At 67.0% G+C, this 18,889-nt stretch carries 19 protein-coding genes; 13 read left to right on the top strand and 6 right to left on the bottom strand.

Translation table 11 applies throughout. The features are described 5' to 3' along the window. Positions 1-106 precede the first annotated feature (106 nt). From JL100_RS25660 to JL100_RS25650, 3 genes are all read left to right on the top strand, one after another. Positions 107-1,324 (top strand): polyhydroxyalkanoate depolymerase, encoded by a 1,218-nt coding sequence (locus JL100_RS25660; protein WP_202680698.1) that lies wholly within the window; start codon positions 107-109, stop codon positions 1,322-1,324. A 127-nt stretch (positions 1,325-1,451) separates the two neighbouring features. Then, entirely contained in the window at positions 1,452-3,134 is a 1,683-nt protein-coding gene (gene ettA, locus JL100_RS25655; protein WP_202680697.1) for an energy-dependent translational throttle protein EttA, read from the top strand. A gap of 293 nt (positions 3,135-3,427) precedes the next feature. Beyond that, entirely contained in the window at positions 3,428-4,033 is a 606-nt protein-coding gene (locus JL100_RS25650) for a hypothetical protein (protein WP_202680696.1), read from the top strand. A 16-nt stretch (positions 4,034-4,049) separates the two neighbouring features. Here the strand turns inward: JL100_RS25650 and JL100_RS25645 are convergent, their stop codons facing one another. Continuing rightward, entirely contained in the window at positions 4,050-4,664 is a 615-nt protein-coding gene (locus JL100_RS25645) for a glutathione S-transferase family protein (protein WP_202680695.1), read from the bottom strand. 186 nt (positions 4,665-4,850) lie between these two features. On the opposite strand from JL100_RS25645, the gene JL100_RS25640 reads away from it, so the two are divergent. Then, on the top strand, positions 4,851-5,336 hold the full coding sequence (locus JL100_RS25640) for a PaaI family thioesterase (RefSeq protein ID WP_228420909.1): 486 nt from the start codon (positions 4,851-4,853) through the stop codon (positions 5,334-5,336). A 21-nt stretch (positions 5,337-5,357) separates the two neighbouring features. Here the strand turns inward: JL100_RS25640 and hemB are convergent, their stop codons facing one another. The 3 genes from hemB to JL100_RS25625 all read right to left on the bottom strand — a co-directional run bounded on the left by hemB (position 5,358) and on the right by JL100_RS25625 (position 8,392). Then, the gene (gene hemB, locus JL100_RS25635) at positions 5,358-6,335 is read right to left on the bottom strand and encodes a porphobilinogen synthase (protein WP_228421431.1); all 978 of its coding nucleotides are present in this window, start codon (positions 6,333-6,335) and stop codon (positions 5,358-5,360) included. Between the two features lie 198 nt (positions 6,336-6,533). After that, positions 6,534-7,385: a metallophosphoesterase family protein gene (locus tag JL100_RS25630; protein WP_202680694.1), complete on the bottom strand. Its 852-nt coding sequence runs from the start codon at positions 7,383-7,385 to the stop codon at positions 6,534-6,536. Between the two features lie 20 nt (positions 7,386-7,405). Further along, positions 7,406-8,392, bottom strand: a complete 987-nt coding sequence (locus JL100_RS25625; protein ID WP_202680693.1) for a diacylglycerol/lipid kinase family protein — start codon at positions 8,390-8,392, stop codon at positions 7,406-7,408. Between the two features lie 236 nt (positions 8,393-8,628). On the opposite strand from JL100_RS25625, the gene JL100_RS25620 reads away from it, so the two are divergent. The 4 genes from JL100_RS25620 (at position 8,629) to JL100_RS25605 (ending at position 12,482) form a co-directional block, all read left to right on the top strand. Next, the gene (locus JL100_RS25620) at positions 8,629-9,768 is read left to right on the top strand and encodes an isobutyryl-CoA dehydrogenase (protein WP_202680692.1); all 1,140 of its coding nucleotides are present in this window, start codon (positions 8,629-8,631) and stop codon (positions 9,766-9,768) included. Between the two features lie 76 nt (positions 9,769-9,844). Then, complete coding sequence (locus JL100_RS25615) at positions 9,845-10,984, top strand: enoyl-CoA hydratase/isomerase family protein (protein WP_202680691.1); 1,140 nt, start codon at positions 9,845-9,847, stop codon at positions 10,982-10,984. Positions 10,985-11,043: 59 nt separating this feature from the next. Further along, positions 11,044-11,934 carry a 3-hydroxyisobutyrate dehydrogenase gene (gene mmsB / locus JL100_RS25610; protein WP_202680690.1) on the top strand — a complete coding sequence of 297 codons (891 nt, stop codon included), beginning with the start codon at positions 11,044-11,046 and terminating at the stop codon, positions 11,932-11,934. A gap of 74 nt (positions 11,935-12,008) precedes the next feature. Then, on the top strand, positions 12,009-12,482 hold the full coding sequence (locus JL100_RS25605) for a MarR family winged helix-turn-helix transcriptional regulator (RefSeq protein WP_158047289.1): 474 nt from the start codon (positions 12,009-12,011) through the stop codon (positions 12,480-12,482). 122 nt (positions 12,483-12,604) lie between these two features. On the opposite strand, the gene JL100_RS25600 is transcribed toward JL100_RS25605, so the two are convergent. Further along, positions 12,605-13,843: an acyl-CoA dehydrogenase gene (locus tag JL100_RS25600; protein ID WP_202680689.1), complete on the bottom strand. Its 1,239-nt coding sequence runs from the start codon at positions 13,841-13,843 to the stop codon at positions 12,605-12,607. A 134-nt stretch (positions 13,844-13,977) separates the two neighbouring features. Between JL100_RS25600 and JL100_RS25595 the strand changes: the two genes are divergently transcribed. Further along, on the top strand, positions 13,978-14,181 hold the full coding sequence (locus JL100_RS25595) for a DUF6898 family protein (RefSeq protein ID WP_202680688.1): 204 nt from the start codon (positions 13,978-13,980) through the stop codon (positions 14,179-14,181). A 256-nt stretch (positions 14,182-14,437) separates the two neighbouring features. On the opposite strand, the gene JL100_RS25590 is transcribed toward JL100_RS25595, so the two are convergent. Beyond that, complete coding sequence (locus tag JL100_RS25590; RefSeq protein WP_037454989.1) at positions 14,438-14,881, bottom strand: MucR family transcriptional regulator; 444 nt, start codon at positions 14,879-14,881, stop codon at positions 14,438-14,440. Between the two features lie 525 nt (positions 14,882-15,406). Between JL100_RS25590 and rpiB the strand changes: the two genes are divergently transcribed. The 4 genes from rpiB (at position 15,407) to ribD (ending at position 18,882) form a co-directional block, all read left to right on the top strand. Further along, positions 15,407-15,841, top strand: coding sequence for a ribose 5-phosphate isomerase B (gene rpiB, locus JL100_RS25585; protein ID WP_202680687.1), 435 nt, complete (start codon positions 15,407-15,409; stop codon positions 15,839-15,841). A 75-nt stretch (positions 15,842-15,916) separates the two neighbouring features. Then, complete coding sequence (gene glyA / locus JL100_RS25580; RefSeq protein WP_202680686.1) at positions 15,917-17,245, top strand: serine hydroxymethyltransferase; 1,329 nt, start codon at positions 15,917-15,919, stop codon at positions 17,243-17,245. 13 nt (positions 17,246-17,258) lie between these two features. Beyond that, on the top strand, positions 17,259-17,717 hold the full coding sequence (gene nrdR / locus JL100_RS25575; RefSeq protein ID WP_158047284.1) for a transcriptional regulator NrdR: 459 nt from the start codon (positions 17,259-17,261) through the stop codon (positions 17,715-17,717). A 40-nt stretch (positions 17,718-17,757) separates the two neighbouring features. Further along, positions 17,758-18,882 carry a bifunctional diaminohydroxyphosphoribosylaminopyrimidine deaminase/5-amino-6-(5-phosphoribosylamino)uracil reductase RibD gene (gene ribD, locus JL100_RS25570; protein ID WP_228420908.1) on the top strand — a complete coding sequence of 375 codons (1,125 nt, stop codon included), beginning with the start codon at positions 17,758-17,760 and terminating at the stop codon, positions 18,880-18,882. Positions 18,883-18,889 lie beyond the last annotated feature (7 nt).

Below are 18,889 nucleotides of genomic sequence, written 5' to 3'. Positions count from 1 at the left end.
TTTATTTCTTCGGCGAGTTGCCGATTTCTTGTGCAGCCGGGTTTTCGGCGGATCATTCGTTCGTTTTGAAATCAAGCATTCCCCTCAGCGGATCGGGTGAGCGCGTATGATTTACCAGATGTACCAGCACCAGTCCGACATCCTCGATCCGCTCCGCTGGATGGCGCGGAGTTCCAGCGCCGTCTTCGGCCAGCCCTGGCCGGGGATCGGGACGGGCGGGATGGCTCGCCGGCTGTCGGCGGCGCTGGAGGTCCTGTCCTGCATGGGCACCACCCACACCCGCCCCGATTTCGGCATCCGCTCCGTGACCGTGGGCCACCGCGAGGTCGGGGTGACCGAGGAGGTGGTCCACCGCACCCCGTTCTGCTCGCTGGTCCGCTTCCGCAAGGACCTGCCGGTCCAGGAGCCGCGGGTGCTGGTGGTCGCCCCCATGTCGGGGCATTTCGCGACCCTGCTGCGCGGCACCTGTCAGACCATGCTGGCCGAGCACGACGTTTACATCACCGACTGGCACAATGCCCGCGACGTGCCGCTGTCGGAAGGCCGGTTCGACTTCGACTCCTATGTCGACTACCTGATCGGGTTCTTCGAGTTCCTGGGGCGCGACTGCCACGTGGTGGCGGTCTGCCAGCCTTCGGTCGCGGTGCTGGCGGCGGTCGCGGTGATGGCCCAGTCGGACAACCATTCCCAGCCGCGCAGCATGACCCTGATGGCCGGCCCGATCGATACCCGGGTCAGCCCGACCAAGGTCAACGAGCTGGCCATGAGCAAGCCGATCGAGTGGTTCGAGGAGAAGATGATCTCCACCGTTCCGCTGCGCCATCCCGGCGCCATGCGGCGGGTCTATCCCGGGTTCGTGCAGCTCGCCGCCTTCATGCAGATGAACCTGGAGCGGCACGTCAAGGCGTTCCGCGACCTGTACGAGCATCTGGTCGCCGGGGAGGACGAGAAGGCCCACGCGATCCGCACCTTCTACGACGAGTACCTGGCCGTGATGGACTTGCCGGCCGAGTTCTTCATCCAGACCGTCCGGCTGATCTTCCAGGAGCACGCGCTGCCGCTGGGCACGCTGGAATGGCACGGCCAACGCGTCGAGCCGGCCGCGATCCGCCGCACCGCCCTGTTCACCGTCGAGGGCGAGAACGACGACATCTGTTCCGTCGGCCAGACCCTGGCGGCCCAGGACCTGTGCACCGGCCTGCGCCCGCACCTGAAGCACCACCACTTCCAGGCCGGGGCCGGCCACTACGGCGTATTCAACGGGCGGCGCTGGTCGGGGCAGGTCTATCCCATGCTGCGCATGATCATCCAGGCCAACGACTGAGCGGGCCGGCCAGTCAAACCTCGCCAATCCACGCTCCTTGCGCTACATAAGGCGCAACATCGACGGGAGGCCGTTGCGGTGGCGTCCCGTCGCACCCTGATCCACGTGAATATGGTCGGAGAGACGCATGGCGTCCTATCAATACGTCTTTGTCATGAAGGGGCTGACCAAGATCTACCCCGGCGGCAAGAAGGTGCTGGATAACGTCTGGCTGTCTTTCTACCCCGGAGCCAAGATCGGCGTGCTGGGCGCGAACGGCGCCGGCAAGTCCACGCTGATGAAGATCATGGCCGGCATGGACAAGGATTACAACGGCGAGGCCTGGACCGCGGAAGGAGCCACCGTCGGCTACCTGTCGCAGGAGCCGCAGCTGGACGAGTCCAAGACCGTGCAGGAGAACGTCATGGAGGCCCTGGCGGGCACCAAGGCGCTGCTGGACCGGTTCGAGGAGGTCAGCATGAAGCTCGGCGAGGTCGAGGACTCCGACGAGATGACCGCGCTGATCGACGAGCAGGCCGAACTGCAGGAGAAGATCGAGGCGGCCGACGCCTGGGACCTGCAGCGCACGGTCGAGATCGCGATGGACGCGCTGCGCTGCCCGCCGCCCGACAGCGAGGTCACCAAGCTTTCCGGCGGCGAGCGCCGGCGCGTGGCGCTGTGCAAGCTGCTGCTCCAGAAGCCCGACCTGCTGCTGCTCGACGAGCCGACCAACCATCTCGACGCCGAGTCCGTCGCCTGGCTGGAACAGTTCCTGGAGGACTACAAGGGCACCGTCGTCCTGGTCACCCACGATCGCTACTTCCTGGACAACGTCACCGGCTGGATCCTGGAGCTGGACCGCGGCCAGGGCATCCCGTACGAGGGCAACTATTCCGCCTGGCTGGAGCAGAAGCAGAAGCGGCTGGAGCAGGAATCCAAGACCGAGGCCAACCGCCAGAAGACCCTGGCGCGTGAGCTGGAATGGATCCGGCAGTCGCCCAAGGCCCGCCAGACCAAGAGCAAGGCGCGTATCTCCGCCTACGAGACGATGCTGGCGGAGAGCGGCAAGGGCCAGAACACCGACGCGCAGATCATCATCCCGACTCCGCCCCGGCTGGGCGGCGTGGTGATCGACGCCGAGAACATCGCCAAGGGCTTCGGCGACCGGCTGCTGTTCGAGAACCTGAGCTTCCGCCTGCCGCCCGGCGGCATCGTCGGCGTGATCGGTCCCAACGGCGCCGGCAAGACCACGCTGTTCCGCCTGATCACCGGCCAGGACCAGCCCGACGACGGCACCTTCAAGGTCGGCGACACCGTCAAGCTGGGCTACGTGGACCAGAGCCGCGACACGCTGGCGCCGAACAAGACGGTGTGGGAGGAGGTCTCCGACGGGCTGGACGTGATCGAGCTGGGCAAGCGCTCGATGCCGAGCCGGGCCTATGTCGCCGCCTTCAACTTCAAGGGCAGCGACCAGCAGAAGAAGGTCGGCCAGCTTTCCGGCGGCGAGCGCAACCGAGTCCATCTGGCGAAGATGCTGAAGTCCGGCGCCAACGTCCTGCTGCTCGACGAACCGACCAACGACCTGGACGTCGATACGCTGCGGGCGCTGGAAGACGCGCTGGAAGGCTTCCCCGGCTGCGCCGTGGTGATCAGCCACGATCGCTGGTTCCTGGACCGCATCGCGACCCACATCCTGGCCTTCGAGGGCGAGAGCCACGTCGAATGGTTCGAGGGCAACTACCAGGACTACGAGGCGGACCGCAAGCGCCGCTTGGGCCACGAGGCCGACCAGCCGCACCGCATCAAGTACAAGCCGCTGGTGCGGGCGTAACCGGGACGCGTCTCCGCCGATCACCCATGCCTATCATCCATAAGGCCGTGATCGGCGGAGATATCCCCTCTCGCATGAACCTTGGACCCGATCCGGAGTTGTAGAGGGACCGCCAGCCAGATCGGGTTCTCGACATGACTTCGCGCAGACCGCTATCGCCTCCCGACGCAGCGGACTGGTCCGACGAGGAGTTCCCCCGTTTCAAGCGGCCCGTGGGCGCCGCCGCACGGCCCTCGGAACCGGCTCCAGATCCGGATCCGGCCCCTCCGGTGCGAAGATCCCCGCCCCCGCCCTTGCCATCGCCCCCGCCGCCACGCCGGAGAGGACGCTTCCTGCTGGGCTTCCTGGCGGGCTTCCTGCTGGCGGGCATCGGCCTGGGGATCGCGGCCTATGTGCTGATCGTCGACGTGCTGGGTCCCGCCCGTCCGGCGTCGCCGACCGCAGTGGTGATCGAACCGGAAATGCTGGGCGCCCCGCTTCCCCTGGGAGGGGAGGATGCAGCCGCGCCGCAGCCGGAATCGGAACCGCAGCCGGAGCCGCCGCCGGCCGAGGAAGCTCCGCCGCCCGAGCCGGCGGCGCCGACGCCGTTGAGCGGTGCGCGCCTGTTCGTGCATCACTACGCCGTTCCGTCGCTCGCGGCGGTCGCCGCCGACGTGGTCGGGGCCCTGCGGTCCGACGGGCTGACCGTCATCGATACGCGCACCGTCCAGGGCAGCATCTCCTCCGGCAACGTACGCTATTTCTTTCCCGAGGACCGGGACGCGGCGGCCAGCCTCGCCGAGCGGCTCGGCGGCCTCTATGGCGAAAGGTTCGGTGGCCAGGATTTCCGGGTCGTCGACTTCACCCATTACGATCCGAAGCCGCGCGAGCGCACGATCGAGGTCTGGCTGCCCGGCTGACCGGCCGTGTCCAGGATCAGCGCCCCGGAATCTCGGTGATCGCCACGTGTCCGGGATGCGCAGCCACGCGGCTCAGCCAGGCCAGCACCGACGGATAGGGCTTCAGGTCGAAGCCGCCCTCGTGGGCGACATGGGTATAGGCATAGAGCGCGATGTCGGCGACGGTGTAGGTATCGGCGGCGAAGAACCGGTTCAGCGCCAGGTGGGCTTCCATCACGTCGAGCGCCGCATAACCGGCGATCCGCTTCTGGACCACGGATTCCTCGCGCCAGGGCGTCATCTCGACGCCGTGGGTCAGCCAGAAGCGAACGGTCGCGATGTTCGGCTCGTGGCTGTACTGCTCGAAGAACATCCATTGCAGCACCTGGGCGTGGGCGAACCGGTCGGCCGGAAGGTATGGCGTGCCGTCGGCCAGATAGTGCAGGATGGCGTTCGATTCCGGCAGCAGCCGGCCGTCGTCCAGTTCCAGCAAGGGGATGCGGCCGTTCGGGTTCTTCGCCAGGAACTCCGGCGTGCGGGTCTCGGCCTTGTCGATGTCGAGCGGGACGTATTCGTACTCCTGCCCGAGAAGGGCCAGCATCAGCCTGACCTTGTACCCGTTGCCCGAACAGGGATCGTCATAAAGCCGCATGGTGCCTCCGGATGCCGCAGGCGGTCGAACATGGCCGCCCATGATTGCCGTCAGATGATTGCCGGCGGATGATAACCGATGGCCGCGAATTTCCAGTATGCCGCGAGCGCATGCTGTCGGGACGGGGGTGCGGCGCGTTACCCTGTGGTTTCGACCTTCCACGCACCGCTGACAGGTACCCTGCCCATGACGATGCCGCCGAGCCCTCACGACGACGAGCCGAACGACCTGGAACCCTTCGCCGATCCCCTGCTCGCGCCGGAACAGCCTTCCGCCTTCCAGCGGACGATCCGCTACCGGCTGGCGGAGTGGAAGCCCGACGAGGCGGTGCTGGTGCTGGACCTGCTGCCGCGCCACCTGAACCGCGGCGGCGTCGTTCATGGCGGCGTGCTCGCCACCCTGATCGACACCGTCGGCGGCTTCGCCGGGACCTTCTGCACCGTGCCGGGCAACAAGCGCGGCACTGTCACCCTGTCGCTGACCACCAGCTTCCTGGGCCAGGCCAGCAGCGGCACGCTCCGCGCGGTCGGCCGCCGGCGCGGTGGCGGCCGCAAGATCTTCATGGCAAGCTGCGAGGTCTTCGACGCCGAGGGCAACCTGATCGCCATGGGCGAGGGCACCTACCGCTACCGCAGCGGCAGCGAGGACCCGGAGGGCGTGCCGGTCGGGTGACCGGCGCGCGCGAGCGGTTCTTTACCCCCGCATCTCGCGCAGCAGCTTGGCGGCCTCGATCGCCGAGTAGGTCAGGATCGCGTCGGCGCCGGCGCGCTTGAAGCCCAGCAGGGTTTCCATCACGACCTTGTCGTTGTCCAGCCAGCTGTTGGCCGTGGCGGCCTTCAGCATCGCGTACTCGCCGCTGACCTGGTAGACGAAGGTCGGGACCGAGAAGGTCTGCTTCACCCGGGAGACGATGTCCAGGTAGGGCATGCCGGGCTTGACCATCACCATGTCGGCGCCTTCCTGGAGGTCGAGCGCCACCTCGCGGAGGGCCTCGTCGGTGTTGGCCGGGTCCATCTGGTAGGTGCGCTTGTCGCCCTTGAGCAACCCGCCGGAGTTCAGCGCATCGCGGAACGGGCCGTAGAAGGCCGAGGCGTATTTGGCGGCGTACGAGCAGATGCGGACGAGATGGTGGTTGCGGGCGTCCAGGGCGTCGCGGATCGCTCCGATCCTGCCGTCCATCATGTCGGACGGCGCCAGGATGTCGATTCCGGCGCCGGCCTGGGCCAGCGCCTGGGCGACCAGCACCTCCACCGTCTCGTCGTTCAGGATCACGCCGTCACGCATCAGCCCGTCGTGGCCGTGGCTGGTATAGGGGTCGAGCGCCACGTCGCCGATCAGGCCCAGGTCCGGGAACTGGCCCTTGAGCGTGCGGATCGTGCGGCACATCAGGTTGTCGGGATTGGCGGCCTCGGCGCCGTCCGGCGTCTTCAGCTCGTTCGGGGTGACCGGGAACAGGGCCACCGCCGGGATTCCCAGCTCCACCGCCTCCGCCACGTGGCCGACCAGCAAGTCCAGCGACAGCCGCTCCACGCCGGGCATCGAGGCGACCGGCTCGCGCCGGTTCTCGCCGTCCACGGAGAACACGGGCAGGATCAGGTCGTCGGTGCTCAGCCGGTTCTCGGCGACCAGCCGACGGGTCCAGGCATCCGCGCGGTTGCGGCGCGGCCTCATGCGCAGGCTGAGCTGGCGGGCCGCGGCGGCTTCGGTCTGCGGCAGTTCGGCGGGCCGGGGCGGCTGCCGGTTGAACATCTTGGTGAACATCGGGCCTGGAACTCGGATTTGGAACGGGGGGCTTGGAACCGGGACTCGGAGTCGGCGCCCGGTATCGGGGGAAGGGGCTTGCCGGCTCCGGCAGGGACTGTACGCCGTTCAGGATACCGGGCTCAATCCCGGATCTTGCGCCTGGAGTTCCCAGCGGTTCCCCCGCTTCACATATTGGCTCTTCAGCCCCGGCGTGAAACGGGCACCCTCCCAGGATCGCACCAGGAAAGTGACCCTGGCGTTCTCGCCGGTTCCCTCGATGGTGATGAAGTTATAGGCGTTCGGCTCGTTCCGCAGCCGGGTCGACGTCGCGGTAGAGGCCTGGGCCACCAGGATCGAGCGCGCGATCTTGGTGTGGTGGCTCATGATGTCGCCGCTGTACGCCCGGTGCAGGTGCCCGGCCAGCATCAGATCGACGCCTACCTCCTCCAGCCGGCGCAGGGCCTCGCGGGCGCGGCCGACCAGCCTGGTTTCCGGCGCGTCGGGCGGCGGCAGGAACGGGTGGTGGGTGAAGAAGATCTTGAACCGCTCCGGACCAGCGGCGTGGAGCACCTCCTGCATGCGCTTCATCTGGGCGCGGTTGATCCGGCCTTCGGCGAAATCCAGGATCCATGACCGGACCGTGTTGATGCCGACCACCACCAGCTCGTCGTCCTGGTGGATCGGGCACAGGTCCTCGCTGATGTAGCGTTTGTAGTTGCGGTAAGGGTCGGTGAAACGGCCGAGGATGTTGAAGTTCGGTATGTCGTGGTTGCCCGGAATCACCATGTAGGGCATCGGCAGTCGGTCCAGGAAGGCGCGCGCCTCGCGGAACTGGCTGCTCCGCGCCCGCTGGGTCAGGTCGCCGCTGATGATCGCCAGCGACGGCTTCTGCTCGGCCAGGTCTTCGGCCAGGGCTTCGACCACCGTGGGGTCGATGCGGCCGAAATGCAGGTCGGAGATGTGGGCGACGGTGCGCATGGTGGAGTTCTTGCCCTGGCTCAGGCGCTCTCCTTCCGCGCGTTCTCGGCCCGCGCTATTTCGGCTTCCTCGGCCAGACGCTCCCCGGGGGATGCCCCATGGACATCGGCCTCTTCCGCCGGGACCAGCATCCTCAGCCCGCCGGCCAGCATCCGATAGTGCAGGGGCGCCTCCATGCGGTGGACCTCCCCGTCGTTGGCGACCTTCAGGGTCCGCCGGCGACTCTTCACGGTGAACTCGGTCATGTGCATCACTTCCAGCTCGGCGTCGCGCTGCCAGGTGCCGAGCACCAGCGCCACCATCATCCGCGCCATCCGCAGCGGCTGGCGATGCTTGGCGACGTAGAGCGCCAATTCGCCGGTATCCAGGCGGGAACGCTTGAGGAAGGAGCCGAAGCCCTCGTCATAGGGGTTGTTGGCGACCGCCAGGATCGGGGTGGTGATCCGCCGGGTGCCCTTGTCGGTCTCCAGCCGGACGCGCAGCAGCGGGTAGCGCTTCAGCGCCTTGCACATGGCGATCGCCATGGCCGGCCATTTGCTGAGGCCGCGCTCCTCCCGAACCTCCTCGCGCTCCTGCACCATCATCGGATAGAGGCCGAGGACGGAATGGTTGAGGAAGACGGTGCCGTTGACGTCGCCGATATCCATCGGCTTGATCCGGCCGTGGGCCAGCAGCGGCACCGCCTCGGCGATGTCGAGCGGAATGCCCAGGTCCTTGGCGTAGAGGTTGAGCGTGCCGAGCGGCAGGATGCCCAGAGCCTTGTCGGTGCCCATCAGCTTGCCGGCCGCGGTGGCCACGGTGCCGTCGCCGCCGCCGACCACGACCACCTCGGCGTCCGACGCCACGGCCCGGTCGATCGCCGCGACGATCTCCGGTCCGGACGCCGCCGTGACCGTGGCGGTGTGTCCGGCCTCCTCGAACAGACGCTTCACCTCGCTGACCGAGTCTTCGATCGGCTGGCCCACCAGGGATCCGGCGGCGCCATTGAGGACGACGGTGACTTTCATGTGACAGGTTCCACTTCGGAACGGCTTGAAAAAGGGAAATCATCCACGCACCTGGGGTTCAACACGGGTGCAGGTCCGGTGTTCCAGATGGCCGGTGTTCCAGAAGGCCCGGCTCTCCGCGCATTCCCGCCCCGCGCGTCGGCGGAGTGCGCCTCGATTGACAGCCACCCCGCCGGCTTTATCATCCGGCCCGAACAAACGGGTTAACCGGATAAACGGGAGGAAGCAGGGCCGCCATGAATTTCGACCTGACCGAGGACCAGCGCGCATTCCAGGAAACCGCCCGCGCCTTCGCCGCCGAGCACATGGCGCCCCATGCGGCCGAGTGGGACGAGCACCAGGTCTTCCCGACGGAAACATTGCGCCAAGCCGCCGAACTGGGCTTCGCCGGGATCTATTGCCGCGAGGAGTTCGGCGGGTCGGGACTGTCGCGGCTGGATGCCGCCGTGATCTTCGAGGAGCTGGCGGCCGGCTGCGTCTCGACCTCGGCCTATATCTCGATCCACAACATGGCCTCCTGGATGATCGACAGCTTCGGCGACGATGCCCAGCGCGCCCGCTGGCTTCCCAAGCTGACATCCATGGAGCATTTCGCCAGCTACTGCCTGACCGAGCCCGGCGCCGGGTCCGACGCCGGGTCGCTCAAGACGCGGGCCGAGCGCGACGGCGACCACTACGTGCTGAACGGGACGAAGGCCTTCATCTCCGGCGGCGGCGTGTCCGACATCTATGTCGCCATGGTCCGTACCGGCGAGCCCGGCCCCAGGGGGATCTCCTGCATCGTGGTCGAGAAGGGGACGCCGGGGCTCTCGTTCGGCAAGAAGGAGAAGAAGCTGGGCTGGAACAGCCAGCCCACCGCGGCGGTGATCTTCGAGGACTGCCGCGTTCCGGTCGCCAACCGGCTGGGGGCGGAGGGCGAAGGCTTCAGGATCGCCATGAAGGGGCTGGACGGCGGCCGGCTCAACATCTCCGCCTGCTCGCTGGGGGGAGCCCGCGCCTGTCTGGAGCTGGCGCGCGACCACATGAACGTCCGCGCCCAGTTCGGCCGCAAGCTGGCCGAGTTCCAGGCGCTCCAGTTCCGGCTGGCCGACATGGCGACCGACCTGGAGGCCGCGCGGCTGATGGTCCATCGCGGCGCCGCGAAGTTGGATGACGGCGACTCCGAAGCCACGCTATATTGTGCGATGGCGAAACGCTTCGCCACCGATGCCGGCTTCAGGATTTGCAACGAAGCCTTGCAGCTTCACGGCGGCTACGGCTACATCAAGGAGTATCCGGTGGAGCGCTACATGCGCGACGTCCGCGTGCATCAGATCCTGGAAGGCACCAACGAAATCATGCGCCTGATCATCGCCCGCCGCCTGCTCTCGGCCTGAACTCCCCTATCCTGATCGACTTTCGGCTTTCCCGCCCATCCGATCAGACGCCTGCCAACGACCAAGAACGGACGCCATGACCGATACAGCGAATTCCCCATCCGGAACCGGGAGCGTTCCGGAGAACGGACCGGACTCCCGGCAAGGGATCTCCTTCGAGCGGCGGGGGGCCGTCGCCGTCGTGACGCTCGACAGGCCCAAGGCGCTGAACGCGCTGACCCTGGGCATGATCCGCCAATTCGATCCCCGTCTCGCCGCCTGGGCCGAGGACCCCGCCGTCAAGGCGGTCGTGGTCCGGGGTGCCGGCGACCGCGCCTTCTGCGCCGGCGGGGACGTCCGCGCCGTGGCGGATGCCGGCCGGGCGCTCAAGGAGGGACGCGAGGGCGGCGATCTCGCCCGCGATTTCTTCCGGGAAGAATATGTCCTCAACCGTCGGATCCACACCCTGCCCAAGCCCTACGTGGCGCTGCTCGACGGCATCACCATGGGCGGGGGCGTCGGGATCTCCGTGCCGGGATCGCACCGGGTGGTGACCGAGAAGACCCTGTTCGCCATGCCGGAGACCGGCATCGGCCTGTTTCCCGACGTCGGCGGAAGCTGGTACCTGCCGCGCTGCCCGGGCGAGATCGGGACCTACCTGGCGCTGACCGGCGCCCGGCTGCACGCCGCCGACACGCTCTATGTCGGCCTTGCCACCCATTACGTGCCGAGTGCCGCGCTGGGCGACCTGATCGACGCGATGGCCGCCGCCGACTGGTCGGGCGACGGCCGGGCCGTGGTGGACGGCGCCCTGGCTTCCGTCGCCGCCGGGTCGGCCGGAGAGCCGCCGCTGGCGGCCCATCGCGAGGCCATCGACCGCTGCTTCCGCTTTGATTCGGTTGAGGAGATTTGGGCCGCCCTGGAAAAGGACGGAACAGATTGGGCGGTGTCCACGTTGAAAAATTTGAGCCAGATGTCTCCGACAAGCCTCAAGGTCACCTTGCGGCAGGTCAGGCTCGGGAAGAACCTGTCTTTCGATGATGCGATGATCATGGAGTACAGGATGAGTCAGGCGTTCATTCGGGGGGATGATTTCTACGAAGGCATCCGCGCCCTGCTGGTCGACAAGGACCGTTCGCCCAAGTGGCGCCCGGCCAGCCTGGGCGAGGTCGGCGCCGCCGACGTGGAACGTCACTTCGCGCCGCTCGGCGACAGCGACCTCAGCTTCGCTGAATGACATGAATCGCCTGGATCATACGATACGACGGGCATGACAAGACGGGGGAGGCATCTGAAATGGCGACGGTAGCGTTCATCGGCCTGGGCAACATGGGATTGCCGATGGCCCTCAATCTCGTGAAGGCAGGGCACGAGGTGGTCGGGTTCGATGTGTCCGCGTCCAACCTGGAGGGCCTGACGGGGGCCGGCGGCAAAGCGGCGGCCAGTGCCGGCGAGGCGGCCGCCGGGGCCGACGCCGTCGTCACCATGCTGCCCGCGGGCCAGCATGTCCGGCAGGTCTATACGGGCGAGGGCGGGGTGATCGCCTCGGCCAAGCCGGGGGCGTTGCTGATCGACTGCTCGACGATCGACGTGGACAGCGCGCGGGCGGTCGCCGATGCCGCGACCGGGGCGGGGTTCGCCATGGTCGACGCGCCGGTGTCGGGCGGCGTGGGCGGGGCCGCGGCCGGTACCCTGACCTTCATGGTCGGCGGAACGGACGACGCCTTCGCCAGGGCCGAGCCGCTGCTGTCGCAAATGGGCAAGGCGGTGATCCACGCCGGCGGCCCCGGGACGGGGCAGGCCGCCAAGATCTGCAACAACATGGTCCTGGGGATCTCGATGATCGCCGTGGGCGAAGCTTTCGTGCTCGCCGAAAAGCTTGGCTTGGACCACCAAAAATTGTTTGATATCAGTTCCAAATCATCCGGACAGTGCTGGTCCCTGACCACGTACTGCCCGGTGCCCGGACCCGTACCCACCTCGCCGGCCAATCGGGACTATCAACCCGGTTTCACGGCGGAGATGATGCTGAAGGATCTCAAGCTTGCGCAGCAGGCTGCCAATAATTCCGGAGCGGCGACGCCTTTGGGGGCCGAAGCGGCGGCGCTCTATACGGTGTTCGCCAATAACGGCAACGGCAAACTGGATTTTTCCGCGATTATCAAGATGCTTCGCGGAGCTTGTTGAGCTAACGTATTACTTGAAAGGCTACGGAGTCCTTGGCCTCAAGGAATTCCGGAACCGGGAGAATGGAGAACGCCGTGCGACAGCCCTACTATGACAGCATCCTCCTGATCGAGCGTCTGCATCGACACTTTCTGGAAGTGCTGAAGACCGAACTGGACCGTTTGGGAATCCAGGACATCAACAACGTCCAGAGCCTGATTCTCTATAACATCGGTGACGACGAGCTGACCGTCGGCGAACTGACCGCGCGCGGCTACTATCTTGGCTCGAACGTGTCATACAACGTGAAGAAGATGGTCGAGAACGGCTATCTGGGCCAGGAGCGCTCGCCCCACGACCGCCGGTCGGTCCGGGTCCGCCTGTCCGACAAGGGGCTCGATCTTCGCGACAAGATCAGCAACATGTTCGAACGCCAGATCAAGGCGCTGGACAAGGCCGGCCTCAACGACGAGGAGTTGATCAAGGCGAACGAGACCATGCGCAAGCTGGAGCGTTTCTGGTCCTCGTCGCTGGATTACAGCGGCTATCCGGTCACGTCGGCCGCCTGACCCGGACGGCCCGGTTCGCACGTCGTCGGCCGGGCCGCCCGATGGGCGGCCCGGCACGTTCGCGTGTCATTTCTCCGCCCGCGTCATTTCTTCGCCAATGATCCGCGGTCCCGTCATGCCTTTCAGCCGAAGGCCTGGATGCCGGTCTGGGCGCGGCCCAGGATGAGGGCGTGGATGTCGTGGGTGCCCTCGTAGGTGTTGACCGCCTCCAGGTTCATGACGTGGCGGATCACGTGGTACTCGTCCGAGATGCCGTTGCCGCCCAGCATGTCGCGGGCGACCCGGGCGATGTCGAGCGCCTTGCCGCAGTTGTTGCGCTTCATCAGGCTGATCGCCTCCGGCGGGGCGCGGTGCTCGTCCTTCAGCCGGCCCAGCCGCAGCGCGGCGTGCAGGCCCAGCGTGATCTCCGTCTGCATGTCGGCCAGCTTCTTCTGGATCAGCTGGTTGGCCGCCAGCGGCCGGCCGAACATCTTGCGCTCCAGCACGTAGTCGCGCGCCTGGTGCCAGCAGAACTCCGCCGCTCCCATGGCGCCCCAGGAGATGCCGTAGCGCGCGTTGTTCAGGCAGCCGAACGGTCCCTTCAGACCCTTGACGTTGGGCAGCAGGTTATCGTCCGGAACGAACACCTCGTCCATCGCGATGCCGCCGGTGATCGAGGCGCGCAGGCTGAACTTGCCCTCGATCTTCGGGGCGCTCAGCCCCTTCATGCCCTTCTCCAGCACGAAGCCGCGGATGTCGCCGGCATCGTCCTTGGCCCACACCACGAACACGTCGGCGATCGGCGAGTTGGTGATCCACTGCTTGGAGCCGCTGACCGAATAGCCGCCGTCGACCTTGCGCGCCCGGGTCTTCATGGAGCCGGGGTCGGAGCCGGCGTCCGGCTCGGTCAGGCCGAAGCAGCCCACCCACTCGCCGCTGGCGAGCTTCGGCAGGTACTTCTGCCGCTGCTCCTCGGTGCCGTAGGCGTGGATCGGGTGCATGACGAGAGAGGACTGGACCGACATGGCGGAGCGGTAGCCCGAGTCCACCCGCTCGACCTCGCGGGCGATCAGGCCGTAGCTGACATAGCCGACGCCGGCGCAGCCATAGCCCTCGATGGTCGGCCCGAGCAGGCCCAGCTCGCCCATCTCGGTCATGATCTCGCGATGGAAATGCTCGTGCCGGTTCGCTTCCAGCACGCGCGTCATCAGCCTGTCCTGGCAATAGCTCCGCGCGCTGTCGCGGACCATCCGCTCTTCCTCGGAAAGCTCCTCCTCCAGCAGCAAGGGGTCTTCCCACTGGAAACGGGCGGCCTGCGCCGGCTTCGCGGTTTCGTCGCCTTTTGCCGCATCGGTTGCTGCGACGATCGGGTTTGCGGTCATTCTTGATTCTCCGAGTCGAACTCCGGGTACCCGGGAAAGGGGTGCCCGGCACTGGGGGGAATTTACCGAATCGAAACGCCGGCGGCACTATCCACCTGGATCGATGCGCTCGATTGCTTAAAAGGGAGACTGTGATGGCCAAGCCGCCAGAGCGCGAGGTCCTGTTGGAGTTCCAGCGCGTCGGCATGTACATGAAGGCGATCGCGATGGACCCTGAAACGCTGACGGAAGTGACCGTGCTCGGTCCGCTGAACCACAGCCAGGAAATGCTTCGCCGCACCGCCGTGGCCAAGCTGGAATATGTGCTGGCGAAGAAGGCCGGCAATCCGCCCCGCTGAGCCCGCCACATTGAGCCTGCCACGCTGAGCGCTTCCCGGCCTGCGTCACGACGACACGGGGCGTACATCAAGAGGTCGTAAAATAAAAACGGACAGGCAATCGGACGTCTCATCCGCTCCACCTGTCCGCCAGTCAATGCATACCTGTCGACTTGTCAGAACGCCGGGCAGGCTTCCGATTTCGTCCGGCTCCCCGGCACGGCCGCTCTCCCTTCCCGTCGGGACGGGCGGTGGCGATGCCGGGAAGCGGCGTGGATCAGGAAGCCTTGCGCCTCGTCTGGCGACCGGAAGAACGGCCGAGGCCGATCTTCTTCGCGAATTCGGACCGCTGGGCAGCGTAATTCGGCGCCACCATCGGATAGTCCGGCGGCAGGTTCCACTTCGCGCGGTACTCATCCGGAGTCATGCCGTATGTAGACCGGAGATGCCGCTTCAACATCTTCAGCTTCTTGCCATCTTCCAGGCAAACGATGTATTCGGGCGTCACCGACTTGCGGATTGGCACCGCGGGCTTCTGCGGTTCGGCCTGAACCTCCCGCGGCTGGCCGTTCAGACCGGTCAGCGAGGAGAAAACCGTATTGATGACTTCCGGGATTTGGGTCGCCGGAAGCACATTCTTGCTGACGTAGGCGGATACTATGTCCGCCGTCATCCTCAGAATGGCACCGTCCGGCGCGTCGTGTTCAAGCTGGTCACTCATGCCCAGTATCCTGATTATTCATTGTGTTCGATGCTCTTCAAGTCGCACATGGGGATTTGGGTGTCAATAAAATTTCCGCAAGTGGTTCAAAGGTTATTTTGACTCGGCCGAGGTTTTCATCCACACGGCAAGATTGGAAACCGCTAGTTCGCCGGCCGAATTGAGCAGCGAACAGCATTAAAGATATTTTAGTGGTGCCGGAATGGCATTTGAGCTCCGTTGTCGCCCCGGCACTTGCCCACGAATTCGAGGCCAGAAGCGAGAACAGCGCTTTTGCTTCAGAAGCATAGTTTGTCGGGATGCATGGCCGCCACGCGCCGGGCGCATGGCTCAACTCCGGCGTGCGCCCCGCGCAGATCTGCCCGGCAGCGGCGCCCGGTGCGATTCTGGCGTGCCGCGCCGATATCTGGTAGTGTCGCGCACACGATGCCCCTATGGCCAGCTTTCGGAGGGGATGGCGGGAGGTTCAGGCCACCCGCCGGGCCACGAGGGTTCCGCAGGGTCTCCGGAAATGGGTTTGCTTCGATGTCTAAACAGAAACTCGTCATTGCGTCCGATCACGCCGGCTTCGACTTCAAGGCTTCATTGAAGGACTCGCTCGCCGGCCAAGGCTACGAGATGGTCGACCTCGGCGCCCACAGCACCGATTCAGTGGACTATCCCGACATCGCCGCGGCCCTTGCCGCCGCCATCAGGGACGGGACCGCCGAGCGCGGCATCCTGATCTGCGGGACCGGCATCGGCATCAGCATCGCCGCGAACCGGCATGCCGGCATCCGCGCGGCGCTGTGCCACGATACGACGGGCGCCAGGCTTTCCCGGCAGCACAACGATGCCAATGTCCTCGTGATGGGCGCCCGGGTGACCGGGATCGAAGTCGCGAAGGACTGCGTCGCGACCTTCCTCGCCACACCGTTCGAAGGCGGCCGCCACAGCCGCCGCGTTGACAAGATGGGCTGAACGGCCCTTCCTTACCGCAGTCCAGGCGCCCCGAAGCGGCAGATCCCGAAGCGGCAGATCCTAAGGAATTCTTCCATGTCCTCCCTTCCCCAATCCTATTCACCCTCTTCCGGCTTCTTCGGCGCCGCCCTGGCCGAGAGCGATCCCGAGCTGGCCTCGGCGATCGCGCGCGAATTGTCGCGCCAGCAGGACCAGATCGAGCTGATCGCGTCGGAGAACATCGTCTCGGCCGCCGTGCTGGAGGCCCAGGGCTCCGTCCTGACCAACAAGTACGCGGAAGGCTATCCCGGCCGCCGCTACTACGGCGGCTGCGAGTTCGTCGACGTCGCGGAGCAGCTCGCCATCGACCGGGCCAAGGCCCTGTTCGACTGCGCCTTCGTCAACGTGCAGCCCCACTCGGGCGCGCAGGCGAACCAGGCGGTCTTCATGGCGCTGCTCCAGCCGGGCGACACCATCCTCGGCATGTCCCTGGACGCCGGCGGGCACCTGACCCACGGCGCCGCCGCCAACCAGTCGGGCAAGTGGTTCAAGGCGATCCAGTACGGCGTGCGCCGCGACGACGCCCGGATCGACTTCGAGCAGGTCGAGGCGCTGGCGCGCGAGCACAAGCCGAAGCTGATCATCGCGGGCGGCTCGGCCTATCCCCGCCAGATCGACTTCGCCCGCTTCCGCCGGATCGCGGACGAGGTCGGCGCCATCTTCATGGTGGACATGGCCCACTTCGCAGGCCTGGTCGCCGGCGGCGCCTATCCGTCGCCGCTGCCTCACGCCCATGTGGTGACCACGACCACGCACAAGACGCTGCGCGGCCCGCGCGGCGGCATGATCCTGTCCAACGACCCGGACCTGGGCAAGAAGATCAACTCCGCGGTCTTCCCGGGATTGCAGGGCGGCCCGCTGATGCATGTCATCGCCGGCAAGGCGGCGGCCTTCGGCGAGGCGCTGCGGCCGGAGTTCAAGGACTATGCCCGCTCGGTGGTGGAGAACGCCCGCGCGCTGGCGGCCCGGCTGATCGAGGGCGGCGTCGACATCGTGTCGGGCGGCACCGACAGCCACGTGGTCCTGGTCGACCTGCGGCCGAAGAACCTGACCGGCAAGGCGGCGGAGGCGGCGCTGGAGCATGCCGGCATGACCTGCAACAAGAACGGCGTGCCGTTCGACCCGCAGAAGCCGATGGTCACCTCGGGCGTCCGGCTCGGCACCCCGGCGGCGACCACCCGCGGCTTCGGCGTCGCGGAGTTCACCCAGGTCGGCGAGATGATCTCGGAAGTGCTCGACGGCCTGGCGGCCAGCAACTCGGGCGACAACGCGGCGATCGAGGCCCAGGTGCGCGAGCGCGTCCGCGCGCTGTGCCGGCGGTTCCCGATCTACCAGGGCCGCCCCGCTCCAAGACCAACCCTGTGAGGCGATGACCTAAATGCGCTGCCCGTTCTGCGGACACGACGACACCCAGGTTAAGGACAGCCGGCCGACCGAGGACAACTCGGCGATCCGCCGGCGCCGCTTCTGTCCCGGCTGCGGGGCCCGCTTCACCACCTTCGAGCGGGTCCAGCTGCGGGAGCTGACGGTGATCAAGAGCATGGGGCAGCGCGAACCCTTCGACCGCGACAAGCTGCTGCGCTCCATGCGCATCGCCTTGCGCAAGAGGCCGGTCGATGCCGACCGCATCGACCGGTTGGTCAACAGCCTGGTCCGCCAGCTCGAATCGTCGGGCGAGAGCGAGATCCCGTCCAAGCAGATCGGCGAGATGGTGATGAACGCCCTGTTCAACCTGGACCAGGTCGCCTATGTCCGCTATGCCTCGGTGTACAAGGATTTCCGCGAGGCGTCCGATTTCAACGAATTCGTCGGAACCCTGAAGCCGGAAGTCTCCTGACGATCCGGCAATCCGGGTTTCCGACCAGGATCAGCGACCGATGCCAGTTCCGCCCCCGCCCGTACCGTACGCGCCAGCCGACGCCGGCTTCATGCGGTCGGCCATAGCCCTGGCGCGGCGCGGCCTGGGCACGGTGGCTCCCAACCCGTCGGTCGGCTGCGTCATCGTGCGCGACGGCGTGGTGGTCGGCCGCGGCTGGACCCAGCCGGGCGGCCGGCCCCATGGCGAGACCGAGGCGCTGAGGCGCGCCGGCGCGGCCGCGCGGGGCGCCACCGTCTATGTCTCGCTGGAGCCCTGCAACCACTGGGGCAAGACCCCGCCCTGCACCGAGGCGCTGCTGGAAGCCGGCGTCGGCCGGGTGGTCGTCGCGTGCGAGGACCCCGACCCCCGCGTCTCCGGCTCCGGCATCCGCCGGCTGCGGGACGGCGGCGTCCAGGTGGATGTCGGCCTCTGCGCCGACGAGGCGGCGGAGCTGAACGAGGGCTTCTTCCGCCGCATCCGGGACGGCCGCCCGCTGGTGACCCTGAAGCTGGCGACGTCGCTGGACGGCCGCATCGCGCTCCGCACCGGCGAAAGCCAGTGGATCACCGGCCCGACCGCGCGGGCCTGGGGACACGGGCTGCGCGCCCGCTACGACGCCATCATGATCGGGCTGAACACGGCGCTCGCCGACGACCCGGAGCTGACCTGCCGGCTTCCCGGCCTGGGCCATCGCTCGCCGCTGCGGGTCGTGGTGGACAGCCGGCTGCGCCTGCCGCTGACCTCCAAGCTGGTGCGCGGCGCCAGCACGACGCCGACGTTGGTGTTCACCCTTCAGGGTGTCGATCCCAAGCGCGCCCGCGCCTTCACCGACTGCGGGGTGGAGGTGGTGTCCCTGGTGCCCGACGCGTCGGGCGTGCTGGACGTGGCCGGGACCCTGAAGTCGCTGGCGGCCCGGGGCACCACCCGCCTGCTGGTCGAGGGCGGCGCCCGGCTCAGCGCCTCGCTGATGCAGCAGCGGCTGGTCGACCGGCTGGAATGGTTCCGGGCACCGCGCATGATCGGCGGCGACGGGCTGCCCGCCGTCGTCGGCTTCGGCGTGGACCTGCTGGAGGACACCGCCGACTTCATCCGCGTCGGCGTCCGCCGGGCCGGCGACGACGTGATGGAGAGTTATCGGCGTTGAGGGCGGC

It is taken from the genome of Skermanella mucosa (assembly GCF_016765655.2).
Lineage (GTDB): Bacteria > Pseudomonadota > Alphaproteobacteria > Azospirillales > Azospirillaceae > Skermanella > Skermanella mucosa.
The sequence above is the reverse complement of the archived record's forward strand: the minus strand, read 5'-3'. Positions and strand labels throughout refer to the sequence as shown.